General features: G+C 36.8%; 24 protein-coding genes. 12 read left to right on the plus strand and 12 right to left on the minus strand.

Annotation, left to right across the window (positions count from 1 at the left end; translation table 11 throughout):
* Positions 1-32: 32 nt before the first annotated feature.
* Positions 33-1,229, minus strand: coding sequence for a sensor histidine kinase (locus ACJRPK_RS03250; protein WP_407138413.1), 1,197 nt, complete (start codon positions 1,227-1,229; stop codon positions 33-35).
* A gap of 132 nt (positions 1,230-1,361) precedes the next feature.
* Between ACJRPK_RS03250 and ACJRPK_RS03255 the strand changes: the two genes are divergently transcribed.
* The 4 genes from ACJRPK_RS03255 to upp all read left to right on the plus strand — a co-directional run bounded on the left by ACJRPK_RS03255 (position 1,362) and on the right by upp (position 4,180).
* Positions 1,362-2,237, plus strand: coding sequence for a flavin reductase family protein (locus tag ACJRPK_RS03255; RefSeq protein ID WP_407138414.1), 876 nt, complete (start codon positions 1,362-1,364; stop codon positions 2,235-2,237).
* 9 nt (positions 2,238-2,246) lie between these two features.
* A complete protein-coding gene (locus tag ACJRPK_RS03260) occupies positions 2,247-2,618 on the plus strand; it encodes a DUF3127 domain-containing protein (RefSeq protein WP_148781166.1) in 372 nt (123 codons plus the stop codon).
* Positions 2,619-2,843: 225 nt separating this feature from the next.
* A complete protein-coding gene (gene aat / locus ACJRPK_RS03265; protein WP_407138415.1) occupies positions 2,844-3,482 on the plus strand; it encodes a leucyl/phenylalanyl-tRNA--protein transferase in 639 nt (212 codons plus the stop codon).
* A gap of 44 nt (positions 3,483-3,526) precedes the next feature.
* The gene (gene upp, locus ACJRPK_RS03270; RefSeq protein ID WP_407138416.1) at positions 3,527-4,180 is read left to right on the plus strand and encodes a uracil phosphoribosyltransferase; all 654 of its coding nucleotides are present in this window, start codon (positions 3,527-3,529) and stop codon (positions 4,178-4,180) included.
* A 27-nt stretch (positions 4,181-4,207) separates the two neighbouring features.
* On the opposite strand, the gene ACJRPK_RS03275 is transcribed toward upp, so the two are convergent.
* The gene (locus ACJRPK_RS03275) at positions 4,208-4,762 is read right to left on the minus strand and encodes a DNA-3-methyladenine glycosylase I (RefSeq protein WP_407138417.1); all 555 of its coding nucleotides are present in this window, start codon (positions 4,760-4,762) and stop codon (positions 4,208-4,210) included.
* 96 nt (positions 4,763-4,858) lie between these two features.
* On the opposite strand from ACJRPK_RS03275, the gene ACJRPK_RS03280 reads away from it, so the two are divergent.
* Positions 4,859-5,488 carry a thioredoxin family protein gene (locus ACJRPK_RS03280; RefSeq protein WP_407138418.1) on the plus strand — a complete coding sequence of 210 codons (630 nt, stop codon included), beginning with the start codon at positions 4,859-4,861 and terminating at the stop codon, positions 5,486-5,488.
* Here ACJRPK_RS03280 and ACJRPK_RS03285 read toward each other — a convergent pair.
* The 6 genes from ACJRPK_RS03285 to ACJRPK_RS03310 all read right to left on the minus strand — a co-directional run bounded on the left by ACJRPK_RS03285 (position 5,476) and on the right by ACJRPK_RS03310 (position 9,351).
* On the minus strand, positions 5,476-6,207 hold the full coding sequence (locus tag ACJRPK_RS03285; protein WP_407138419.1) for a hypothetical protein: 732 nt from the start codon (positions 6,205-6,207) through the stop codon (positions 5,476-5,478). The genes ACJRPK_RS03280 and ACJRPK_RS03285 overlap by 13 nt on opposite strands.
* 32 nt (positions 6,208-6,239) lie before the next feature.
* Positions 6,240-6,947: a tRNA pseudouridine(55) synthase TruB gene (truB, locus tag ACJRPK_RS03290; RefSeq protein ID WP_407138420.1), complete on the minus strand. Its 708-nt coding sequence runs from the start codon at positions 6,945-6,947 to the stop codon at positions 6,240-6,242.
* A gap of 9 nt (positions 6,948-6,956) precedes the next feature.
* Entirely contained in the window at positions 6,957-7,751 is a 795-nt protein-coding gene (locus ACJRPK_RS03295) for an undecaprenyl-diphosphate phosphatase (RefSeq protein WP_407138421.1), read from the minus strand.
* A 62-nt stretch (positions 7,752-7,813) separates the two neighbouring features.
* Positions 7,814-8,077 carry a DUF3098 domain-containing protein gene (locus ACJRPK_RS03300; RefSeq protein WP_148781173.1) on the minus strand — a complete coding sequence of 88 codons (264 nt, stop codon included), beginning with the start codon at positions 8,075-8,077 and terminating at the stop codon, positions 7,814-7,816.
* Positions 8,070-8,462, minus strand: a complete 393-nt coding sequence (locus ACJRPK_RS03305; RefSeq protein WP_407138423.1) for a hypothetical protein — start codon at positions 8,460-8,462, stop codon at positions 8,070-8,072. Before ACJRPK_RS03305 ends, ACJRPK_RS03300 begins: the two co-directional genes overlap by 8 nt.
* A 10-nt stretch (positions 8,463-8,472) precedes the next feature.
* Positions 8,473-9,351, minus strand: a complete 879-nt coding sequence (locus ACJRPK_RS03310) for a cell division protein FtsX (RefSeq protein ID WP_407138424.1) — start codon at positions 9,349-9,351, stop codon at positions 8,473-8,475.
* A 137-nt stretch (positions 9,352-9,488) separates the two neighbouring features.
* On the opposite strand from ACJRPK_RS03310, the gene ACJRPK_RS03315 reads away from it, so the two are divergent.
* From ACJRPK_RS03315 to ACJRPK_RS03330, 4 genes are all read left to right on the plus strand, one after another.
* Complete coding sequence (locus ACJRPK_RS03315; protein ID WP_407138425.1) at positions 9,489-10,412, plus strand: ketopantoate reductase family protein; 924 nt, start codon at positions 9,489-9,491, stop codon at positions 10,410-10,412.
* 87 nt (positions 10,413-10,499) lie between these two features.
* Complete coding sequence (leuS, locus tag ACJRPK_RS03320) at positions 10,500-13,313, plus strand: leucine--tRNA ligase (RefSeq protein ID WP_407138426.1); 2,814 nt, start codon at positions 10,500-10,502, stop codon at positions 13,311-13,313.
* Positions 13,314-13,726: 413 nt separating this feature from the next.
* Entirely contained in the window at positions 13,727-14,842 is a 1,116-nt protein-coding gene (gene ald, locus ACJRPK_RS03325) for an alanine dehydrogenase (protein WP_148781178.1), read from the plus strand.
* A gap of 101 nt (positions 14,843-14,943) precedes the next feature.
* Positions 14,944-15,639 carry a zinc metallopeptidase gene (locus ACJRPK_RS03330; protein ID WP_407138427.1) on the plus strand — a complete coding sequence of 232 codons (696 nt, stop codon included), beginning with the start codon at positions 14,944-14,946 and terminating at the stop codon, positions 15,637-15,639.
* An 88-nt stretch (positions 15,640-15,727) separates the two neighbouring features.
* Here ACJRPK_RS03330 and ACJRPK_RS03335 read toward each other — a convergent pair whose 3' ends face one another.
* Both ACJRPK_RS03335 and ACJRPK_RS03340 read right to left on the minus strand, forming a co-directional pair.
* Positions 15,728-16,198, minus strand: coding sequence for an Lrp/AsnC ligand binding domain-containing protein (locus tag ACJRPK_RS03335; RefSeq protein WP_148781180.1), 471 nt, complete (start codon positions 16,196-16,198; stop codon positions 15,728-15,730).
* 304 nt (positions 16,199-16,502) lie between these two features.
* Positions 16,503-17,873 carry a saccharopine dehydrogenase family protein gene (locus ACJRPK_RS03340; protein ID WP_407138428.1) on the minus strand — a complete coding sequence of 457 codons (1,371 nt, stop codon included), beginning with the start codon at positions 17,871-17,873 and terminating at the stop codon, positions 16,503-16,505.
* 148 nt (positions 17,874-18,021) lie between these two features.
* Between ACJRPK_RS03340 and ACJRPK_RS03345 the strand changes: the two genes are divergently transcribed.
* Both ACJRPK_RS03345 and pckA read left to right on the plus strand, forming a co-directional pair.
* The gene (locus tag ACJRPK_RS03345; protein WP_407138429.1) at positions 18,022-18,420 is read left to right on the plus strand and encodes a DUF423 domain-containing protein; all 399 of its coding nucleotides are present in this window, start codon (positions 18,022-18,024) and stop codon (positions 18,418-18,420) included.
* A gap of 52 nt (positions 18,421-18,472) precedes the next feature.
* Positions 18,473-20,029 (plus strand): phosphoenolpyruvate carboxykinase (ATP), encoded by a 1,557-nt coding sequence (pckA, locus tag ACJRPK_RS03350; RefSeq protein WP_407138430.1) that lies wholly within the window; start codon positions 18,473-18,475, stop codon positions 20,027-20,029.
* 77 nt (positions 20,030-20,106) lie between these two features.
* On the opposite strand, the gene ACJRPK_RS03355 is transcribed toward pckA, so the two are convergent.
* Together ACJRPK_RS03355 and ACJRPK_RS03360 are read right to left on the minus strand one after the other, a co-directional pair.
* Positions 20,107-20,853 carry a uroporphyrinogen-III synthase gene (locus tag ACJRPK_RS03355; RefSeq protein WP_148781184.1) on the minus strand — a complete coding sequence of 249 codons (747 nt, stop codon included), beginning with the start codon at positions 20,851-20,853 and terminating at the stop codon, positions 20,107-20,109.
* Positions 20,854-20,879: 26 nt separating this feature from the next.
* Positions 20,880-21,536, minus strand: coding sequence for a DUF4271 domain-containing protein (locus tag ACJRPK_RS03360; protein WP_407138431.1), 657 nt, complete (start codon positions 21,534-21,536; stop codon positions 20,880-20,882).
* A gap of 165 nt (positions 21,537-21,701) precedes the next feature.
* Between ACJRPK_RS03360 and ACJRPK_RS03365 the strand changes: the two genes are divergently transcribed.
* Positions 21,702-22,433 (plus strand): polyprenol monophosphomannose synthase, encoded by a 732-nt coding sequence (locus tag ACJRPK_RS03365; protein WP_407138432.1) that lies wholly within the window; start codon positions 21,702-21,704, stop codon positions 22,431-22,433.

Below are 22,433 nucleotides of genomic sequence, written 5' to 3' on the forward strand. Positions count from 1 at the left end.
TTGATTTGGTTTTCAATTATAACGGTAAAGATTTAACTTTCTTGTGTTTCTGATTCAAATTTCTTCAGTGTAATTTGAAAAACCGAACCTCTGCCGAGCTCAGATCGCAGCACTTTTATTTTACCTAGGTGATACTCTTCTATGATTCTTTTGGCTAAAGATAATCCCAATCCCCAACCTCTGCTCTTCGAAGTATACCCAGGTTCAAATATTTTAGTAAACTTACTTTTTGGGAGTCCTTTACCTGAATCTTTAATTTTAATAAACACTCGCCTAGCGTCCTGTGTAACTTCAATTTTAAGATCCCCTTTTCCTTTCATTGCATCAATGGCATTTTTTACCAGATTTTCTATGGTCCAACCAAACAATTGTGAGTTAAGCTTTACAATAATGGGAGCGTTAGGTAATTTAATTGAAAAATGTATCAGCTTCGAACTTCGAGCTTCGATATAGGTGTAAGCCTCTTTGGTTTCTGCAACAATATCTTTTTCTTCAAGATTCGGAATAGATCCAATTTTGGAGAATCGTTCTGTGATAACTCGTAAACGTTCAATATCTTTTTCAATTTCGACAAGATATTCCGGATTTACATTTTCAGATTTTAAAATTTCATTCCATCCAACTAAGGAGGATAGTGGGGTTCCAATTTGATGTGCAGTTTCTTTAGCCATTCCTGCCCATAATTTATTTTGCTCACTAGCTTTTGAGGTGGTAAAAAAGAAGTAGATAACCCCAATAAGTAAGAACAGAATAAGCGCTATAGCAATGGGGTAATATTTTAATTTTTTGAGAATAGCAGAATTTCCAAAGTGAATGTATTGAACGGTGCCTTTTAAATCTAACTCAATAGGTTTGTTCTCTGACTTTAGATCCATAAGAAAAGCTCTCAAATCATCTTCATCTTCCAAGAGATTTGAGGATAAGTTTTTGAAATAACCCGGATGTAGATTACCAGACGAATCTCGTATAAAATTATGTTTTCCATCCGTGATAATTATAGGAATTGTGTTGTTTGTCCCTCCTATCAAAATGGATAAGTCAAGATAGTCATCTGATTGCTCACTATTCAATGCTTTTTGCGATTGGGCCCAAACCTGCATTTTAATACGCTCGTCTTCTTTCAGTCTTTGTAAAAAAAGAGATGTGTTCCAGAGAACTAGTCCGGTTATTGAAAGAACAGCAACGATGATAAAATAACTCGCTAGTTTCCGCTCATCAGAAAAATTCATGTAATAAATATTAGTTTTTAAATATAAACGATTTATTAGACAATTAGTGTATTAACCAAAAAGCTAAATCTATTTTCAAACGATCACCTTGCGTTCAAACTTTAGTATCTTTGTGAATCACAAAAATACAGTATGATAACTATAGATCCTAAAGAAGTAAGTACAGGTAGGTTGCACGGTATGATGTTAGGAGCTATTGGTCCCAGACCTATAGCTTTTGCGAGCACGATAGATACCGATGGTGTCCCAAATTTATCTCCCTTTAGTTTTTTCAATGTTTTTAGTGCGAATCCGCCAATTTTAATCTTTTCCCCCGCAAGAAGAGTGCGGGATAATACTAGCAAGCATACGCTGGATAATGTACATGCGACCAAAGAGGTTGTCATTAATATTGTAAATTATGATATCGTACAACAAATGTCTCTATCCAGTACCGAGTATGCTACAGGAGTAAACGAGTTTGTGAAAGCGGGCTTAACTATGGTTCCTTCTACAAAAGTTGAACCCTTTAGGGTAGGAGAATCTCCTGTGCAATTCGAATGTAAGGTTAGAGAAGTTGTAGCTTTGGGAGAAGAAGGAGGAGCAGGTAATCTGGTGATCTGTGAGGTGTTGCTCATGCATGTAAAAGAAGCTGTATTAGATGATGAGGGAAAGATAGATCAGCATAAAATTGATCAGGTAGCCAGAATGGGAGGCAACTGGTATACAAGAGCTAAAACCGGTATGTTTGAGGTGCCAAAACCCGTGACTACTCTAGGAATAGGAGTGGACACCTTGCCAGAAAGTATTCGGTTAAGTTCTGTGTTAACGGGTAATGACCTTGGTAAATTAGGTAATGTAGAAGCGCTTCCCCGTGAGGCTGATATACGACAGTTTTTGGCTGACCACCCAGAGATTAAAGCACAAATAATTTCTGAAAACCCAACAGAAATTCATAAATTTGCGAAACAGTATTTGGATCAAAATGATATAACTACTGCCTGGAATATTTTAGCAGCAAATAAATAATAGATTAAGATGGAAGTACAAGGAAAAGTAAAAATGGTAGGTGAGGTACAGAGCTTTGGGAGCAATGGTTTTAGAAAGCGTGAAATTGTTGTTACTACAGATGAGCAATATCCTCAACATATTATGGTTGAATTCGTTCAGGATAAATGTGATTTACTTAATAATTTTCAGGTAGGACAGGACGTAAAAATAAGTATCAATTTAAGAGGAAGAGAATGGGTTAATCCTCAGGGAGAGACTAAGTATTTCAACTCTATTCAGGGTTGGAGAATTGAGAACTTGCAGCCGGTTGCTCCGACAGCAGCTCCAATGCCTCCAGCAGATGCTTTCGAGCCTGCAACTGACTTGTCTGAAGAGGATCATGATGACTTGCCTTTCTAGAAATAAAGCATTAGAACCTTCGATGGTTCAATATAAAAAGTAAAAAAGTCCGATACCTTACGTATCGGACTTTTCCTATTGTGAATTTGATTATACCTTCTAATAAAACTCAAAAAAGCAATGATGAACAAAATTTAACTTAAAAGGCATTAACAAATATTGTGATTTTTTTGGTCAAATCAAACAACTATTTGATATTTAACGTGATAAACAAGCCGCTTAATTTTGTATTTTTTAACTAATGCCATAGAATTCCCTCAAGTACATCTTGCTAATACAGATGGATTGCTAGCTGTAGGAGGAGATCTCTCCAGTAAACGTTTGCTACATGCTTATTATAGCGGGATTTTCCCGTGGTTTTCTGATGAGCAGCCAATATTGTGGTTTAGTCCTGATCCTCGTATGGTACTTTTTCCAGACGAGTTAAAAATCAGTAAGAGTATGCGGCAGGTGCTTAGAAAAGATATATTTCGAATCACCCTGAATACAAGCTTTACCGAGGTTATTACCACCTGTGCCTCTATACCGCGTTACGATCAGGATGGCACATGGATTACCCCCGATATGATCACTGCTTATCAAGAATTATTTAGATTAGGTTACGTACAGTCAATTGAGGTCTGGCAAGAAAACGAACTAGTAGGGGGTCTGTACGGAGTTTTGCTGAAAGATAAAGGGGTGTTTTGTGGAGAAAGTATGTTTTCTAAGGTAAGTAATGCATCAAAATGTGCATTTATTTATCTTGTTGATTGGCTGAAGGGAACAGGTGTAAAGTTGATCGATTGTCAAATGTATACTGATCATCTTGCGAGTTTGGGCGCAAGAGAAATTGATCGTAAAACCTTTATGACGTATTTAAAATAAAATTTTACCTTGCTGTAGATTCTAATGATCCTAAAACATAAACTATGACGCTACATAATCTTGAAACTTCTACTTCGATTTTAAACCAATTTATTGCTGAAATCCGTGATGAGGTTATCCAAAAAGATCAAATGCGTTTCAGAAGAAACATTGAGCGCATAGGCGAGGTACTGGGATATGAATTAAGTAAAAAACTAACTGTGACGTCTAGAGAAGTGCAAACCCCTTTGGGAATCAAAACCGTTACCGTTCCTGATGAAAAACTGGTTTTATGCTCGATCTTAAGAGCAGGAATGCCTTTACACCAAGGGTTGCTAAATTACTTTGATAAGGAAGAAAATGCCTTTATTTCGGCTTATAGACATCATCCGGATGATTCCGATGCTTTTGAGGTGGTGGTAAATTATCTGGCTGCCCCATCGATTGAAGGTAAAACGTTGCTGTTGATTGACCCGATGTTGGCTACGGGTAAAACCCTGGAAAATACCTATCAAGCGTTACTCAAACATGGAACGCCCAAACACATTCATATCATATCAGTGATTGGTTCTGTTGAAGGAGTGGAATATGTAAAAACTATTTTTCCTGAAAATACGGATATTTGGATTGCTACGATCGATGAAAAATTAAGTTCCAGAGGGTATATCGTACCGGGACTGGGGGATGCGGGGGATTTGAGTTATGGGTCAAAACTATAAAAAGCCCTTAATAGGCTGGTAATTATCCTAATATTTAAAACAATTCTTCTCGTGGTCATTGACCATCCCAATTGCCTGCATAAAAGCATAGACAATGGTGGAACCTACAAATTTAAAACCTCTCTTTTTTAAATCCTTACTTATGGCATCAGATAGCGGAGTAGTTGCCGGGCAATCTTCATAATGTTTCCAATGATTTTTAATAGGTTTGTTATTTACAAATCCCCAAATATAGCTGTCAAAACTACCAAACTCTTGTTGTACCTTCATAAAGTTTTGAGCATTGGTAACAGCCGAATTCACTTTAAGTTTGTTTCTGATAATTCCGGGATTTTGCAATAAAACTTCCTTCTTGTCATTATCATAAAGGGCGATACGTTGATAGTCGAAATTATCAAAGGCTTTTCTGAAGTGTTCTCTTTTTTTCAAGATAGTAATCCAGCTTAATCCTGCTTGAAAACTCTCTAGTAATAAAAATTCAAACAAAACGGTATCATCATGTACAGGAACGCCCCATTCTTGATCGTGATAGTCCATATATAAAGGATCGGAAGAGCACCAGTGACAACGTCGTTTTTCCATTTATTTTTAGTTTTGAAGAACTAAAGATACTATTTTTATGACAGTAAAAACTGTAAGGAATAGGGATAAGACGCGTCAACTAGTAAAAATAAGTATATGAAAGAAACCATGGTACCCTCGGTTATAGAGCTTGTAAAGGAAGGCATCGCTGCCTCATTTGATTATGCAGCATATAAAGAAATGGTGAGTACGCTATTAGAAACAGGGAAGTCTACTGGACAGGAGCAATCTGAAGCTTTAACTAACTATAGCTTGCTCAATGAACGACGCATGAAAAGATTAGATAAAACTATTACAATCAATTCGTCTATTAGGGAGGCTATAGCAGCTATGCACATGGATGTTACCTGGTTGGTTTTAACCGAAGGATGGTGTGGAGATGCAGCACAGTCATTGCCCATTCTTAACAAACTTGCAGCTTTAAATCCGGGAATCAATTTACGTATTGTGTTGCGGGATCAGCATATAGAACTAATGGATAAGTTCTTAACTAATAATGGAAGATCAATACCCAAGCTAATCGCATACGACGAAAATGAAGAGCAAGTATTGTACACTTGGGGGCCCAGACCTTCGACTGCTACAAAAATGGTGGAAGCATTTAAAAAGGAGCATGGTAGCCTTAATGCTGTTTTTAAACAAGACTTACAGGTATGGTATAATAAAGATAAAGGAGAAACCCTTGTTAATGATTTTTTGGAACTTTTAAAAAATCATTCAGCATAGTTAAAATAATAGGTTATAGAGCCTTTTTGTTCCTCATTAGTAGAAGAGGAAAAAAGGGCTTTTTTAGCATATACCATCGCATTATCAAATAAGCATTCGTTACGAGTGGTAGAGTTGCGCTTATCTATTTTAGTCTGATAAACATATCCGTTTTTGTTCACTTCTATTTTGACGACAACTTTGCCACTACCCTCACAGGTATAAATGGGGTTAGGTAATCTCAAAGCCTTTCGGTTTTTCAAAGTATAGCTCAAGGAGCTATTACGATTGTTTGTTTCGACATTGGATGCTTTTTCATCCTCTGCATTCCCCGTGTCTTCTTTTTTAGTTTCAGAATCCTCAGGTTCTGTCATCATATCTGCACCTTCTGCATTGGTAAGCATGTCATTATCACCTTCTGTACCTTTGCCAGGATCTTCGGTTAGTGCCTTCATGCGTTCTTCAAATTCCTGATGATCAGGATCGTCAAAGTCTTCATTAAATGCGTCATGTGTTCGTTTGGCAGCAATTAGCTTGCGATCTTCCTGTTCCACTTCATCTGCATCCTCTTCTTCTTCCTGTTCTGTTAGCGCAGCCATTTCTTCTAACGGCAACTCGATAAGCATTTCTGTTTTAATCTTTTGCTTACCAACCATGTTTATATTATAGAGCGTTAAAATAAATATGCCCATAAGCATGCTCGTAATTATAAGCGCTTTGTGTTTTTCTATAATTGCCATAGTTTATATAACTTTTTTAAGTTCAATTTATTTTACATTTGGGGGAATGTTTCGCTAAATTGTTTTTCAAAATTTTCTGGACTAATCGCATCATCCGCAGAGAAGTTCCCGATTTTAGTGCGCCGCAGCTCACTTAAGTGGGCACCACTGTTAAGTGCTTTTCCAAAATCATGCGCTAGAGATCGTATATACGTTCCTTTGCTACATTGTACTCTAAATTTTATATTGGGCAGATCTATGTCGGTGATTTCGAATACATCTATCTGCACAGCTCTAGACGCTATTGCTACCTCTTCTCCTTGTCTTGCGTATTCATACAAACGCTTTCCGTCTTTTTTTAAAGCTGAAAACACTGGCGGATATTGATTTATGACTCCCGTGAATTGAGCTGTGGTGGATTTGATCCTATCCTCAGTCAAATGATCCAAAGGAAAAACCTGATTCACCGTTGTTTCCAAATCATAGGATGGCGTGGTAGCTCCAAGCGTTATAGTCCCGGTGTATTCTTTTACCTGACCCTGAAATTCTTCAATACGTTTGGTGAATTTTCCTGTACATAGGATTAACAAACCTGTGGCCAAAGGGTCTAACGTACCAGCATGCCCTACTTTGATCTTTTTTATGTTGTAATTTTTACGAATCAGCCAACGAATTTTATTTACAACCTGAAACGAAGTCCATTGTAAGGGCTTATCGATCAAAAGAATTTGACCGTCTTTATATGCTTGATCGGTTAACATTATCTGGGACTATTTAATAAAACCAAAGATGATGGCGATTACACCAACGATTACACAATATAGGGCAAAATAAGATAACTTGCTCTTTTTCACTATAGAAATCATCCACGTACAGGCAAAAAATCCTGATATAAACGCCGCAGCAAAACCTAATAATAGCGGTAAGCTTGCCCCTGAAGCATAGGTTAAATCTCCGCTAATTACATCCTTTGCGATCTTTCCAAAAATTAAAGGAATCACCATTAAAAAAGAAAATCTGGCAGCCCTTGTTTTATCGTTACCCAGCAGTACAGAAGTTGAGATAGTGGCACCACTTCGAGAAATTCCCGGTAGCATAGCAACTGCTTGAGCAATTCCAATGATAAATGCATTTGATTTGCTTACAGATTTTTGAGTATCTTTTGCTTTGTTAGCTAACCATAGTAAAACTGCTGTTACTATCAGCATTGCACCCACAAAACTTATATTACCGCCGAATAATTGTTCTAATTGCTCTTCGAGAAGTAAGCCAACAATGACGGCGGGGAGCATTGAGATCAGTATCTTAAGAGCAAATTGGGTCTCTTCGTTATTTTTAAATTGAAAAATGCCCTCTAATAGAATCCAAATATCTTTTCTAAAGACAACAATAGTACTTAATGCGGTAGCAAAATGTAGTACTACTGTGAATAATAACGATTCTTCGGGGACACTGGTATCTCCCAGAATAGCTTTCCCTAATTCCAGATGACCGCTGGAAGACACAGGTAGAAACTCTGTTAATCCTTGGATGACCCCTAAAATAATAGCATCAATAATCTCCATAGTCCTCTATGCTTTATTTTTTTGGCAAATATAAAATTACCTGATGAGTTAAGGTTGGAAAATTATTTTTTCTTCTTTGTTGGATCTAGAAGAATAGCATACGCTTCGATGGCAAAACCTATAAGAACGATCGTTGGAGCCAGGCGAATTCTTCTGAAACTGTAAATTTCTGGATTGAAATAGTTAGGATCATCACTTCCTCCACCAGTCATTAAAATGAAGCCTAAGGCAATGACGCCAAGGCCAATGCCCATCATAATATAGTTTTTCTTTTTGAAAATAAATTCAGATGCATGTTTTTTGGGTGTATCGGATGTTTTACTCATCAGTATCTTTAATTATTTCGTTATAAATAACTCTATTTTCTCTTGTGATTTTGGACACATGCCCCATATTTCCATCTCGTGTAAAGATTGTCCATCGATGTACAGGGTACAGGGTAACAAAGGTATCCAAAATTTCTTTACGTAACTCCTCAAGCTTTAGTCGCGATAATCCACGATTAATATAATAATAATGATCGTCGTCTGCCAGCGTAATTGCAATGTCCCTTCCCGGAGCTTCTTCGATACGCGTTACTTTTCCGTATATTTTTAGAACATCATCCTTGGTTACATTACGTACAGGACGAAATGATTGTATCACAATGCCCATCCCAACCAGAAAGAGAATGCCTACATTTATAAAATATATTTTTACCGCAGTACTCATGGCTAATGGATCAATAATAAAGTTCGTCTGTTCGTAAATTCAAAAAACGCTGGGTTGCAAAAAAGGTACTTATCCATGTAATTAAAACGCCCATTCCAAAAATACCTGCAAAAAGAATAGCTAATAAGTAATAGTCATTTAATAATGCCAGTTCGGGGAAGGTTTCATTTAAGTAGTACAGTACGACGCCCACGCCAATAAGGGCTAGCGTTGCTCCAATCATACCCAAACGAACACTTTTCCATATAAAAGGTCTGCGTATAAACTTTTTGGTGGCCCCTACCATTTGCATAGTTTTAATGATGAATCGCTTTGAATATACAGATAACCTAATAGAGCTATTAATAAGCAGCACAGCAATAAAAGTGAAAATGCCACTTATTAGCAGTACCCAGATACTTATACGTTTTATATTGTCATTAAGTAGTGATATTAAGGGTTTATCATAAATCACTTCATCCACAAAATCTTTTTTAGTAATGCTTGCTGTTATTTCTTCCATTTTGGTGGCGTCTACAAAGTCTGCTTTTAAATAGACATCAATAGAATTCTGCAAAGGATTGTAACCAAGAAACTCCATAAAATTTTCTCCAATTTCTTTACTGTGGGCCTCTGCCGCTTCATCTTTTGAAACATAGGTAGTGGACTTGGTGTATTCGGCTAATGCTAATGTTTTTTCGAGTTGTTTGATTTCAATTTCTTTAGCCGAATTTTTTAAGTAAATAGTGAGTGCTATTTTTTCTTTGAAGTGGTCAGCGACTTTTTTAGTATTTAGCACTAACAATCCCAATAAACCCAATAAAAATAATACCAGCGAAATACTAATAACAACAGAGAAATAAGAGGATATTAGTCTTCGTTTTTGATACTTTTCAAAAGATGAGCTCATAAAAAATAATTTGCAGGTAAAAATAATAAAGTTAATTAACTTTAGTGTCTATTATGTAACGCATTTTAAAGTGTTACATTAACTGTTGAGGCATATCAATGGGTCGATTTTAGTATAAATAATAAATAGGATAACAAATGCATATAGTAATTGTTGGGGTTGGAGGCGTTGGTGGTTTTTTTGGAGGCAAACTCATTCAGTCGGGTTGTAAGGTTACTTTAATCGCTCGGGGAGCAAATAAAAAAGCAATTCTGGCACAAGGACTTCATATAAAAAGTGTAGATGGTGATTTCAAAGTGCATCCGCATTTGGTTACAGATGATGTTTCTCGAGTGGAACCGGCCGATTTAATTTTACTTTGCACTAAATCCTGGCAAGTAAAAGATGCAGCAAATCAAATAAAACATTTGATAAAAAAGAATACATTGGTCCTCCCACTGCAAAATGGCGCGGACAATGCTGAGAAGGCACTAGAGATACTCGATAAAGAGCATGTTATCGGCGGTTTGTGCAAAATATACAGCAAAATCGAGGCCCCCGGTATTATTAATCACTTTGGCTTTGTTCCTGAAATTATTTTTGGAGCATTGCCTACGATTTCAAACGATAGATTAGAAGAAGTAAGTACACTCTTTGATAAGGCAAAAATTAAAAACAAAATAGCAAAAGATATACAAGCAGCAATTTGGCAAAAATTTTTATTTATCGCTACGGTAAGTGGTTTAGGAGGACTTACAAGAGCAACACTCGGAGTTTTATATGAAGACAAAAACCTGAGAGATTTATTGGAGCGAACGGCCCAAGAGATTTATTCAGTTGCTAAAGCAAAGCGTATCAATCTCCCAGAAGACAGCGTTTCTGCTGTCATGAATATAATAAAAAATCAACCGTTTAATGCAACTGCTTCAACGCAACGGGATATTATGGAAGGTCGACCCTCAGAACTAGAAAACTTTAATGGATTTATTGTCAGGGAAGGAGAAAGATTAGGCGTGCCTACTCCTGTGAATAGCTTTATTTATTATTGTCTTATGCCCATGGAAAAAAAGGCGAGAGCATAGGATGGAATTGGTTGTGTAAGCTTTTTTTGAGGGATGGGGTGTTACCAAAAAGAAATTGTAAATTTGCCGTCTGAAAAAAAAGAATTCATGAGCTACGATTTTACTGCTATTGAAGAAAAATGGCAAAAACACTGGGCAGACCACAAAACCTTTCAAGCTACACAAGATACTACAAAAGAAAAATTTTTTGTATTAGATATGTTTCCTTATCCTTCTGGTGCGGGATTGCATGTGGGACATCCGTTGGGATATATTGCCAGTGATATTTACGCTCGCTACAAGCGCCACAAAGGATGCAATGTATTGCACCCCCAAGGGTATGATTCTTTTGGATTGCCGGCAGAGCAGTATGCCATACAAACCGGGCAGCATCCGGCAATTACTACCCAAGAAAATATAGCACGCTACAGAGAACAATTAGATAAAATAGGATTTTCTTTTGATTGGAGCAGAGAGGTTCGTACCAGCTCACCGGAGTATTATAAATGGACGCAATGGATTTTTACAGAACTATTTAATTCATGGTATGATAAAGATCAGGATAAAGCGCGGCCTGTAGAAGCACTCGAATCCCTTTTTGAAAAAGAAGGCAATACGAATGTCAACGCGGTTTGTGATGAAGACGTTACCTTATTTTCAGCAAGCGAATGGGCGAATTTATCAGCCAAACAGCAACAAGAAATTCTGTTGCAATACAGATTGACGTATTTAGCAGAAACTGAAGTAAACTGGTGTCCTCAACTAGGGACAGTATTGGCCAATGACGAGATAGTTAACGGTGTTTCAGAGCGTGGAGGTTACGAGGTGATCCGAAAAAAAATGACACAATGGAGTATGCGTATTTCTGCCTATGCAGAGCGTTTACTACAAGGCTTAGAGACCATCGACTGGACCGATGCGTTAATAGAATCTCAGCGCAATTGGATAGGAAAATCAGTAGGAGCGAGCGTAAGCTTTGCAATACAAGGGTATAATGATACTATCGAAGTGTTTACAACCCGACCTGACACTATTTTTGGAGTAAGTTTTATGACGTTGGCCCCAGAACATACCTTGGTTGACAAAATAACAACAGCTGATCAAAAAGAAGCAGTTGCAGCCTATGTGCAAGCAACCGCAAAGCGTAGCGAACGCGATCGAATGGCGGATGTAAAAACGATCAGTGGTGTTTTTACAGGAGCCTATGCTTTGCATCCTTTTACTAATGAACCTGTGCCCATCTGGATCGGGGACTATGTGCTGGCAGGATATGGTACGGGGGCTGTCATGGCAGTTCCATGTGGTGATCAACGTGATTATGATTTTGCAAAACATTTTAATATTGCGATTCCGAATATTTTTGAGGGTGTGGATATTAGCGAGGAAGCCTTTTCTGATAAAGAAAAAACGGTCATAGCAAATTCTGATTTCTTAAATGGCCTCAATGCAAAAAAAGCAATCAAAACAGCAATTTATGAGCTGGAAAAATTGGGTAAAGGGGAAGGAAAAACAAATTATCGTTTAAGAGATGCTGTTTTTAGTCGTCAGCGATATTGGGGAGAACCTTTTCCGGTATATTATGTAGATGGGATGCCACAGATGATTGATGCAGCACATTTACCTATAAAATTACCGGAGGTTGAGAAATACTTACCTACAGAAACCGGCGAACCACCTTTGGGTCGCGCTGAGGTTTGGGCTTGGGATACTACAGCAAATAAGGTGGTAGACAATAATTTAATTGATCATTCGACAGTTTTTCCTTTAGAGTTAAACACCATGCCCGGATGGGCAGGAAGCTCCTGGTATTTGTTTCGATACATGGATCCGCATAATGAAAAAGAGTTCGCTTCCTCGGAAGCGCTCAATTACTGGCAGCAGGTAGATTTGTATATTGGAGGGAGCGAACATGCAACCGGACACTTGTTGTATTCCCGATTTTGGACGAAGTTTTTAAATGACAGAGCGTATGTACCGGTGAACGAGCCGTTCAAAAAATTGATCAATCAAGGGATGATATTGGGCACAAGTGCGTTTGTATATAGAGATTTAAACACCAATATTATAATTTCAAAAGGGTTGATTTCAAAAACCGAAGTAACTCCCATTCATGTGGATGTGTCGCTGGTCAATGCATCAAATGAATTAGATGTTGAAGGTTTTAAGCAATGGAGACCTGAGTTTGCCGAAGCAGAATTTGTTTTGGAAGATGGAAAATATATCGTAGGTCGCGAAGTAGAAAAAATGTCCAAATCCAAATATAATGTGGTGAATCCAGATGAGATTTGTGAGCAGTATGGAGCAGATACCTTACGTTTATACGAAATGTTTTTGGGTCCTTTGGAGCAAGCAAAACCATGGAACACTGCGGGGATTACGGGAGTGTATAACTTCCTTAAAAAGTTATGGAAACTATATCATGATAATGAAACGTTCACGGTTGTTGATGCGGCACCGACTAAGGATAGCTTAAAAACATTGCATAAAACTATCAAAAAAGTACAGGAGGATATTGAAACCTTCTCCTTTAATACCACAGTAAGTACTTTTATGATTGCAGTAAATGAATTAACGGCTCAAAAATGTAACTCCAGAGCTATTTTGGAGCCTTTAACAATTCTCATATCACCTTATGCACCTCACATAGCTGAGGAACTTTGGTCACGATTAGGTCATAAAACGTCAATAGCAACAGCTGCATTTCCAATCTTCGAAGAGAAATATTTGGTAGAAAGCACAAAGGAATACCCAATTTCGTTTAATGGTAAAATGCGTTTTACGCTGGAGTTGCCATTAGATATGAGTAAGGATGCAATTGAGAAAATAGTGTTGGCTCATGAAAAAACTCAGCAGCAACTTAATGGCCGAACACCAAAAAAAATAATTATAGTTCCAGGCAAGATCATAAATCTCGTAGGTTAATAACTTTTGTTATAATAAATTAGTGTAACCCAAAGCAATTTTTATTGCTTTGGGTTATTTTTTTTTAAATAATTGAAAAGTCAAAGACTCGAAAACCTGCTATAGTGGATAGATGAAATCATCATGTTACTGATCTGATTTCTCTGTGCAAGGTATCACAATTAAAAAAGAGGTTGTTTTTATTGATACCGGACATTTTCTGTGCTATTTCATGGTTAAAATTTGAAATCCTTAACTTTTACTTAACATTATGAATGATAATTTACTAACAAAAATTACCAGTTACTTATTTTAACATGCGTTTGTTAACTAAATAATTGTGAAATAGTTATAAATAGTATTAAAATATTTTTTGGTTCATCTTTATTGTTTTATTTCGTTAAAACATATATTTTCGACAAAAATTTAAGAATATGATAATTGGTGTTCCAAAAGAAATCAAAAACAACGAGAATCGTGTAGGGTTAACACCCGCTGGAACGATGGAACTCGTACGTAATGGTCACACTGTTTTTGTACAACATACTGCTGGTGTGCAAAGCGGATTCACTGACGAGGCATATATAGATGCCGGGGCTATGATTTTACCAACCATCGAAGATGTGTATCATACTGCACAGATGATAATTAAGGTCAAGGAACCCATTGAACAAGAATATAAATTGATTAAAGAAGATCAATTAGTTTTTACATATTTCCATTTTGCCTCCAGTGAGCCACTTACAGAAGCTATGATTAAAAGCAAGTCTGTATGTGTTTCTTATGAAACTGTTGAGGAAGCAGATCGTAGCTTACCCTTATTGACACCTATGAGTGAAGTTGCAGGACGTATGTCTATACAACAGGGGGCTAAATACCTTGAAAAACCTTTAAAAGGAATTGGTATTCTTTTAGGAGGCGTTCCCGGAGTTGCACCTGCCAAAGTGATTGTACTTGGTGGCGGTGTGGTTGGAACGCAGGCTGCAAAAATGGCAGCTGGAATGGGAGCAGATGTTACTATTCTTGATATTAGTATGAAACGTTTGCGTTATCTGGATGATGTGATGCCGGCAAACGTCAAAACAGAATTCTCTAACGAATATAATATTCGTAAGCACCTTTCTACTGCAGATCTAATTATCGGTGGGGTGTTAATTCCTGGAGCAAAGGCGCCAAAACTAATTACACGTGACATGTTGAAAGATATGAGACCAGGAACTGTATTGGTTGATGTGGCTGTGGATCAAGGAGGTTGTTTTGAAACAACTAAGCCTACCACGCACCAAGACCCGATCTATATTATTGACGATGTAGTGCATTACTCTGTAGCAAATATGCCAGGTGCTGTTCCTTATACTTCTACCTTAGCACTGACGAATGTAACTTTGCCATATGCAGTACAATTAGCTAATAAGGGATGGAAAAAAGCATGTACAGATAATTTACCATTGAAAAAAGGATTAAACGTAATTAATGGTGATGTGGTGTATCCTGCAATTTCTGAGGCATTCAATCTGCCGTTACATGATGTGGATGCTTATCTCAATTAAGGATATAAATAAGAAAACTTTAAGTTTTAGTATTGGAAACCTCGTCATAATTGGCGAGGTTTTTGCTTTTATCTTTTAACTAACTTTACATAAAAATATATATGATTGGATATTATATAATAGCAGGATTAATTTTTCTAGCAAGTTCTTGGGTGAGTAGTCGATTGAAGAGTAAATTTAAGAAATACTCAAATGTATACTTACAGAATGGCATGAGTGGTGCAGAAATTGCCACCAAGATGTTACACGATAATAATATTACAGATGTCAAGGTCATATCGACAAGTGGTATGCTTACAGATCATTATAACCCGGCAAATAAAACAGTTAATTTGAGTGAAGGCGTATACAGTCAACGTAATGCTGCTGCTGCTGCTGTAGCAGCTCATGAATGTGGACATGCAGTACAGCACGCTACGGCCTATAGCTGGCTTACCTTACGTTCTAAGATTGTTCCTGTGGTGGGGATTGCTAGTAAACTTTCTAATTTTGTTATTATGGGAGGCTTGATCTTATCTGCTACCGGATCTTTATTAGGGAATACGATTTTTTTAATTGGAATTATTTTATTTGCAGCGACCACGCTATTTGCATTCATCACATTACCGGTAGAATATGACGCCAGTAAACGAGCCTTGGCGTGGTTGGAAAGGACAGATATGTTGAACAGTGCAGAGCATGATGCAGCAAAGGATGCGCTAAAATGGGCGGCCAGAACCTATGTAGTTGCCGCGATTGGATCCCTTGCGACCTTGTTGTATTTTATATCTATTTTTCTAGGAAATCGTAGAGATTAGTCACGCTTTACCTTAAATTGAAAGTGTCAAAGTCGAAAGCATGAGATAATAAACCTATTGTCTCATGCTTTTCTTTATATAAAGTATCTTAGATTTTTATCTGACGATCAATTTGTTGATTCAAGGATATAAAAGTTTCAGTTCTGGAGACGCCTTCTATAGCCTGAATCTCTTTATTCAGTACAGTCATTAGGTGTTCATTATCTTTACACAATATCTTAAGAAATATTGACCAATTTCCTGTGGTGTAATGACATTCGATTACTTCGGGGATGTCTTTTAATTGTCGTACCGCCTTTGGATTGCTAACCGCTTTATCGAGAAACACCCCGACAAAGGCCATAGTTTTGTATCCTAATACTTTTGGATCAATAATAAATTTGGAACCCGCGATTAAGCCCGAGGCTTCCAGTTTTTTAAGACGTTGATGAATGGCAGCACCAGAAATACCTATTTTTCGTGCGATTTCTAATATGGGTTTTCGCGCATCGCTCATCAGATTCCTGAGAATCTCTTTATCAATTCCGTCAATCTTAATAATTCCATCTTGAGATTTCATAGCCAACAGTTACATTTATCTAGTAAATGTAAGGTATCAGATTTCAATTTGAAACAAATTTTAAGGAAAACAGAAACAAATTGCTCAGGTTTATATGAACATTAGAACCAATAATCTCCATATACCAATTTAAGTCCTCTTTGCACTAATAGACTTTATAGCTTGCTTCTTTCATGTATGGAATCTAAGTTGAATGTGAGTTAGTAATTAAAGTTCTTCCAGAGCCAAAATAGGGTTAACCAAATTAGCACAGTATATCAACGTTATTTTTGAAACCTATCCTGTTACAAATAACTCTAAGGATCTAGCCAATTACAACATCTGGGTTATAGCCCAAATAGTCTCTTTCTTTTTCTTTAAAAACAATTCCGTAAGATTCCAGTTCCTCCAGGATGGGTCCGTAAACTTCTTTTTGTATAGGTATTTGTACCCCGGGAGTGGTTATTTCATTATTTAAAATTTTCAAGGTGGCCATCGCCACAGGCAGGCCAACGGTTTTTGCCATAGCAGTATAGGTTTGATCCTCTCCAATACTAACCATGGTAGCATCAATTTGCTTACGTTCGCCATCAAGTTCATATCCAAACTTGTGATACATGACAATCATGTCCTTATCCCCTTTGTCAAGACTCCATCGATCCATTAAAATTTTCTGCAAAATTTGCGCAGGAGTTGCATTCGGGATTCCGACTTTTTTATCCGGATTAAAAATATCAAGGTCTAATAATTTGTCCCACATTAAGTCATCCTGATCTATTTTTAAGTAATGACGTAATTTAAGTTCAACTGAATCTGTGGGAGAGTAGGCTAAAAAGGAATTTATAAAATCTCGGTAGCTCATGTGTTCAGAGTTGGCTAAAGTGTAATCATCAGCTGTCATCCCTAATTGCACAAAAATATTCCATGCTTTGGAAAAACCTACGCGACGCATGGTTCCGCGATACAAGGTTAGTACATCGTTTAGGCCATAGACCTCTTTGTAGGCAAGAGAATTACGATTAGCATACGCCTCAAAACGACCGTATCCATCGATCTCAAGAAATTCAGTTCGTCTAAAAAGTTTATGGTACGGGATGTATTTATAAGTGCCTTCTTGTAAAAATTCGGCCGCACTGCCTTGTCCTGCCACTACGACATTTCTCGGATTCCACGTAAATTTATAATTCCACAAATTCGTATCGCTTTCTGGCGCCACTAAACCTCCTGTAAATGATTCAAACAGTATAACCTTACCACCTTTATCTCTGATTTCGTCAATAACTTTCATCGCGCTCATATGATCGATGCCGGGATCAACACCAATTTCATTCATAAAAATCAGGCCTTTATCCTTGGCTTTTTGATCTAAGGCTCTCATCTCTTCGCTTACGTAAGAAGCTGTGACCATGGACTTGCCCAGCTGAAGACAATCTTTGGCAACTTCTATATGAAATCTGGCGGGAAGCATAGATACAACAATATCTGCTTTTTGGACGGCATCTCTACGAGAGGAAGGGTTAAATATATCCAAAGTGATAGCACGCGTGTTTTCATGATTTTTAACCAATTTATGCGCATTTGCAACAGAAATGTCTCCAATGGTGATATGAAGTTTTTCAGAAACTGATTTATCTTGTAGGTATTTTATTAAAACGGCAGTAGATTTACCTGCTCCTATAACTAATATTTTACGCATGAATGTATGTTTGAAATCCGGAATACGAATGTAATGAATATGATAAAAATTATGAGATTTATCTTAAGAATTAACGCGGTTTCAAGGATAAATATGCGAACTTTTTAAATCAACAGACAGTTTATAATCAGATTAATTATTTGAACGAATGAAAACAAAGATTTTGATTACAGGAGCGATGTTAGGAGTTTTAGCAGTGATCTTAGGAGCATTTGCAGCACATGGGTTAGAGCAATTTGTTTCGACCAAAGAAATAGCCTCTTTTCGAACGGGGGTAACTTATCAGATGTATCATGCTTTATTATGTCTTTTTTTGGGCATTTTCGGTGAAATAGGAAGCGCTTGGCAAAGAAGAATTTTTAACTTTTTGTTAAGTGGAATAATTCTATTTTCCGGTTCTATCTACCTTTTGGTAGTTGATGTTATTTTTGGTATAAATCTCTCAGCTATTGGTTTTATTACTCCTTTGGGAGGCTTGCTTCTTATTATTTCATGGATTTTGCTGGTAATTTCGTTATTTAAGATTAGGCAAAATTTTAACGGATAGTGCGAGAAATATTTCTAATTTTGTACCCACATAACAAACACAACAAATTTTTATGGAATCACTGTATCCAACTACGAAAACGTTTTCGTTAAAGAATTACGGTATTAACAATGCCAAAATGCGCTACCAATTATCACCAGAACAATTGGAGAAGGAAGTGTTGGAAAAAGGTCAAGGAAAAGTAACTAAGTCTGGCGCGCTCGCCATCAATACGGGAGAATTTACAGGGCGCTCTCCCATGGATCGTTTTATTGTAAAAGATCAGATCACCGAAGATAAGGTGTGGTGGGGAAATATTAACATTCCTTTTGAGCAAGATGCATTTGACAAATTATATGATAAAGTTACCTCGTATCTATCTGACAAGGAAGTTTTCGTTCGCGATAGCTATGCCTGTGCAGATCCAGAATATAGATTGAATATTAGGGTGATAAATGAGCATCCATGGTCAAATATGTTTGCCTATAATATGTTTTTAAGACCGGAGGAAGATGAATTAGCATCTTTTGATCCAGATTGGATTATTGTAAATGCTCCTGGTTTTATGGCAGATCCTGCCGTGGATGGTACACGTCAGCATAATTTTGCAATTCTTAATTTTTCAAAGAAGATTGCTTTGATTGGCGGGACAGGTTATACCGGTGAGATTAAAAAAGGTATTTTTTCAGCATTGAACTTTATACTACCTGTGGAGCGTAATTGCTTACCAATGCATTGCTCTGCAAATGAGGGTGCCGATGGCAATACGTCTCTTTTCTTTGGATTGTCCGGAACCGGTAAAACTACCTTATCTACTGATCCTGATCGTCAACTTATTGGGGATGATGAGCATGCATGGACTGAAGAAAACACGGTTTTTAATTTTGAAGGTGGTTGCTACGCTAAAGTAATTGACTTATCGGCTGAGAACGAACCTGAAATCTATGGAGCTATTAAGAAGGGTGCATTGCTTGAAAACGTGATTATTAAAGATAATGGCGAGGTGGATTATGCAGATACCAGTATCACACAAAATACCAGAGTAAGTTACCCAATACATCATATTGAAAATATTAAAGTTCCTAGCCGTGGTAAAACGGTTACTAATATATTCTTTCTAACTGCTGATGCGTTTGGAGTACTGCCTCCTATCTCTAAGTTAACAAAGGAACAAGCGTCGTACCATTTCATTAGCGGGTATACGGCAAAGGTTGCCGGAACAGAAGCAGGTATCAATGAGCCTAAGCCTAGTTTTTCTGCTTGTTTTGGCGCTCCTTTTATGCCGCTACACCCAAAAGAGTATGGTGACATGCTTATGGAAAAGATTGAAAAAACCGGAGCTAATGTTTGGTTAGTAAATACGGGTTGGACAGGTGGTTCTTATGGTACGGGAAGTCGTATGAAGTTGAAGTATACACGTGCAATGATCAATGCTGCTTTAAATGGAGAGCTTGCAGACGCTACGTTTACTAAGGATCCTTATTTTGATTTGGCTGTGCCGGAAGAATGTCCTAATGTGCCTTCAGAAATTCTTAACCCTCGTAATACGTGGACGGATAAAGAAAAATACGACCAAAAAGCGCAAGAGTTATTGAATTCTTTTAAGGAGAATTTTAAGAAATTTGAATAATTCTTGGTAAAACTATAAAAATGAAAAGGGATCGATTTAAAATCGATCCCTTTTTTTTGTAAACGCGATATAACGTATTATTTCTTATTGGCCAGCTTAATATATTTCTGCAAGGCCATTGTCATTGACGGGGTTTCGGGGGTTGGTGCTTGAATATTCACGACTAAACCATGTTCCTCGGCAGCTTGAACGGTAGAATTTCCAAAAACAGCAATTCTCGTGTTGTTTTGCTTAAAATCAGGAAAGTTTTCAAAAAGTGACTTGATACCCGATGGACTAAAAAACACTAAAATGTCGTAAAAAACTTCTCGTAAATTTGATAAGTCACTTACAACGGTCTTGTAAAATACCGCTTGTTTCCATTCAATCTTTAAGCTGTCCAATGTTTCAGGAATTTCAGGCTTCAATTGATCAGAGGATGGTAGCAAAAATTTCTCACCTTTATATTTTTTTATTAAAGGAGATAGTTCTTGGAAAGTGCGTTTACCTACATAGATTTTTCGTTTGCGGTATACTACGTATTTTTGCAAATAGTAAGCAACCGCTTCACTTTGGCAGAAATACTTAAGGCTATCAGGAACTTTAAATCGCATTTCTTCGGCAATTCTAAAAAAATGATCTACCGAGTTACGACTGGTTAAAATTATCGCAGTATACTTTGATAAATCTACCTTTTGCTGTCTTACTTCCTTTGCATCAACTCCTTCTACGTGAATAAACGGTATAAAATCAATTTTTACCTTTTCTTTGTCTTCCAACTCAAAATAAGGTGAATTTTCTACTTTAGGCTCTGGTTGTGAGACCAAAATCGTTTTCACTTTCATATATAGTTATTTTGTAACGTTCCGCCTTACTTTATAAATAGCTTATACAGTATAAAATAAGGTGCGAATTCAAGTGCGCAAAGATACAAAATAAAATAAAACAAGTGATTCAAAATAAGGTTTTCATTCTTTTTGTAAAATGAAATCAATATGATCAATTGTGATAACAGAAGCAAAACTCCGATTACATAAGCGGTATTGGTGCTTGGTGCTACAGTATAAAAGAACCAGAAGAGTAAAGGAAACAAAAGTACAGCAAAGAAATTGCGATACGATAGCTTGTAAAAAATGTAACTATTTATCAATGAGTCTATATGAAAAACAATTCCGATAATTTTTTCTATCAGAATCTTGGCGAGGAATAAAGTGGAATATATAGCAAAAATTTGTAAGAACTGAAGTATTGGTTCTTCATTAATCTGCCATTCGAATGTGTAAAAGATTAAATGAATCAGTAAGGAAAACACAATGCACTGCATACAGGTAAGAGTGATTGTAAAAGCAGTTGACAAATTGGTGTGTTTTTGATGCGTCAAAATGTACTTATTGGTATTAAATAACATAATGAAACTTGAAAAGTTATAACTGTTGAGCATTCTGGCTACAGCTAGAAGGCATAAGCTTAAAAACAACAAAATGGTAACCCAATCATTCGATAATATTTCCCTTGGAAGACTTTGCATAGGTAGTGAATCGGGTTAAAAATAGTATATATAGATAACATGTGAAAATATTGAATACAAAAATAATTTGAGGGCTGATAAAAGTATAAATTCATAGATATACTATGGTAAAACCATTCAAGATCTTGTGATTATTTGGTTATATTTGCGTGAAAAATAGCTTTGATGGTTGATGCCTTGGTAATTATACCAACCTTTAACGAAATTGAAAATATTGAACGGATTATACGTAATGTGTTTTCTCTACAGCGCAAGTTTCATATATTAATCGTAGATGATAATTCACCCGATGGGACTGCTGCTTTGGTTCGCGAATTGCAAACGGAGTTCACAGACCAGTTGTTTATTGAAGTTCGCGAAGGTAAACTAGGGTTAGGTACAGCGTATATTTTGGGTTTTGAGTGGGCACTGGCTCGCGATTACCAATATATTTTTGAGATGGACGCTGATTTTTCTCACAATCCTAATGATTTGATACGATTGTATAATGCATGTGCCAAGGGTTCTTCGAGTGTTGTTATAGGATCACGCTATGTTACCGGAGTAAATGTTGTTAACTGGCCTATGAGTAGAGTTTTATTATCGTGGTTAGCATCAAAATATGTGCGTCTAATTACCGGGATGAATATTCATGATACAACGGCTGGTTTTATTTGTTATCGAAGAGAAGTTTTAGAACATATCAATTTGAATAAAATACAGTTTGTCGGATATGCTTTTCAAATCGAGATGAAGTTTAAGGCACACCTGTTACACTATAAAATCAAAGAGATTCCGGTCATATTTACGGATCGAACAAAAGGAATTTCAAAAATGAGTAAAGGAATTATTTCTGAAGCAATTTTTGGCGTTTTAACAATGAAAATTAAAAGTTTATTTAACCGTTACGAAATATAA

Origin of the sequence: Aquimarina sp. 2-A2 (assembly GCF_045505135.1) — a bacterium.
Taxonomy (GTDB): domain Bacteria; phylum Bacteroidota; class Bacteroidia; order Flavobacteriales; family Flavobacteriaceae; genus Aquimarina; species Aquimarina intermedia.

Bases quoted from the DNA above. Each gene is read 5' to 3' on its own strand.
- ACJRPK_RS03355 (WP_148781184.1), bottom strand. From the start codon at position 20,853: ATGAAAGTGAAAACGATTTTGGTCTCACAACCAGAGCCTAAAGTAGAA.
- upp (WP_407138416.1), top strand. From the start codon at position 3,527: ATGACGCTACATAATCTTGAAACTTCTACTTCGATTTTAAACCAATTT.
- ACJRPK_RS03345 (WP_407138429.1), top strand. From the start codon at position 18,022: ATGAAAACAAAGATTTTGATTACAGGAGCGATGTTAGGAGTTTTAGCA.
- ACJRPK_RS03330 (WP_407138427.1), top strand. From the start codon at position 14,944: ATGATTGGATATTATATAATAGCAGGATTAATTTTTCTAGCAAGTTCT.
- ACJRPK_RS03285 (WP_407138419.1), bottom strand. From the start codon at position 6,207: ATGGCAATTATAGAAAAACACAAAGCGCTTATAATTACGAGCATGCTT.
- ACJRPK_RS03255 (WP_407138414.1), top strand. From the start codon at position 1,362: ATGATAACTATAGATCCTAAAGAAGTAAGTACAGGTAGGTTGCACGGT.
- pckA (WP_407138430.1), top strand. From the start codon at position 18,473: ATGGAATCACTGTATCCAACTACGAAAACGTTTTCGTTAAAGAATTAC.
- leuS (WP_407138426.1), top strand. From the start codon at position 10,500: ATGAGCTACGATTTTACTGCTATTGAAGAAAAATGGCAAAAACACTGG.
- ACJRPK_RS03275 (WP_407138417.1), bottom strand. From the start codon at position 4,762: ATGGAAAAACGACGTTGTCACTGGTGCTCTTCCGATCCTTTATATATG.
- ACJRPK_RS03365 (WP_407138432.1), top strand. From the start codon at position 21,702: ATGGTTGATGCCTTGGTAATTATACCAACCTTTAACGAAATTGAAAAT.
- ACJRPK_RS03335 (WP_148781180.1), bottom strand. From the start codon at position 16,198: ATGAAATCTCAAGATGGAATTATTAAGATTGACGGAATTGATAAAGAG.
- ACJRPK_RS03305 (WP_407138423.1), bottom strand. From the start codon at position 8,462: ATGAGTACTGCGGTAAAAATATATTTTATAAATGTAGGCATTCTCTTT.
- ACJRPK_RS03300 (WP_148781173.1), bottom strand. From the start codon at position 8,077: ATGAGTAAAACATCCGATACACCCAAAAAACATGCATCTGAATTTATT.
- truB (WP_407138420.1), bottom strand. From the start codon at position 6,947: ATGTTAACCGATCAAGCATATAAAGACGGTCAAATTCTTTTGATCGAT.
- ACJRPK_RS03295 (WP_407138421.1), bottom strand. From the start codon at position 7,751: ATGGAGATTATTGATGCTATTATTTTAGGGGTCATCCAAGGATTAACA.
- ACJRPK_RS03360 (WP_407138431.1), bottom strand. From the start codon at position 21,536: ATGCAAAGTCTTCCAAGGGAAATATTATCGAATGATTGGGTTACCATT.
- ald (WP_148781178.1), top strand. From the start codon at position 13,727: ATGATAATTGGTGTTCCAAAAGAAATCAAAAACAACGAGAATCGTGTA.
- ACJRPK_RS03315 (WP_407138425.1), top strand. From the start codon at position 9,489: ATGCATATAGTAATTGTTGGGGTTGGAGGCGTTGGTGGTTTTTTTGGA.
- ACJRPK_RS03310 (WP_407138424.1), bottom strand. From the start codon at position 9,351: ATGAGCTCATCTTTTGAAAAGTATCAAAAACGAAGACTAATATCCTCT.
- ACJRPK_RS03340 (WP_407138428.1), bottom strand. From the start codon at position 17,873: ATGCGTAAAATATTAGTTATAGGAGCAGGTAAATCTACTGCCGTTTTA.
- ACJRPK_RS03280 (WP_407138418.1), top strand. From the start codon at position 4,859: ATGAAAGAAACCATGGTACCCTCGGTTATAGAGCTTGTAAAGGAAGGC.
- ACJRPK_RS03260 (WP_148781166.1), top strand. From the start codon at position 2,247: ATGGAAGTACAAGGAAAAGTAAAAATGGTAGGTGAGGTACAGAGCTTT.
- ACJRPK_RS03250 (WP_407138413.1), bottom strand. From the start codon at position 1,229: ATGAATTTTTCTGATGAGCGGAAACTAGCGAGTTATTTTATCATCGTT.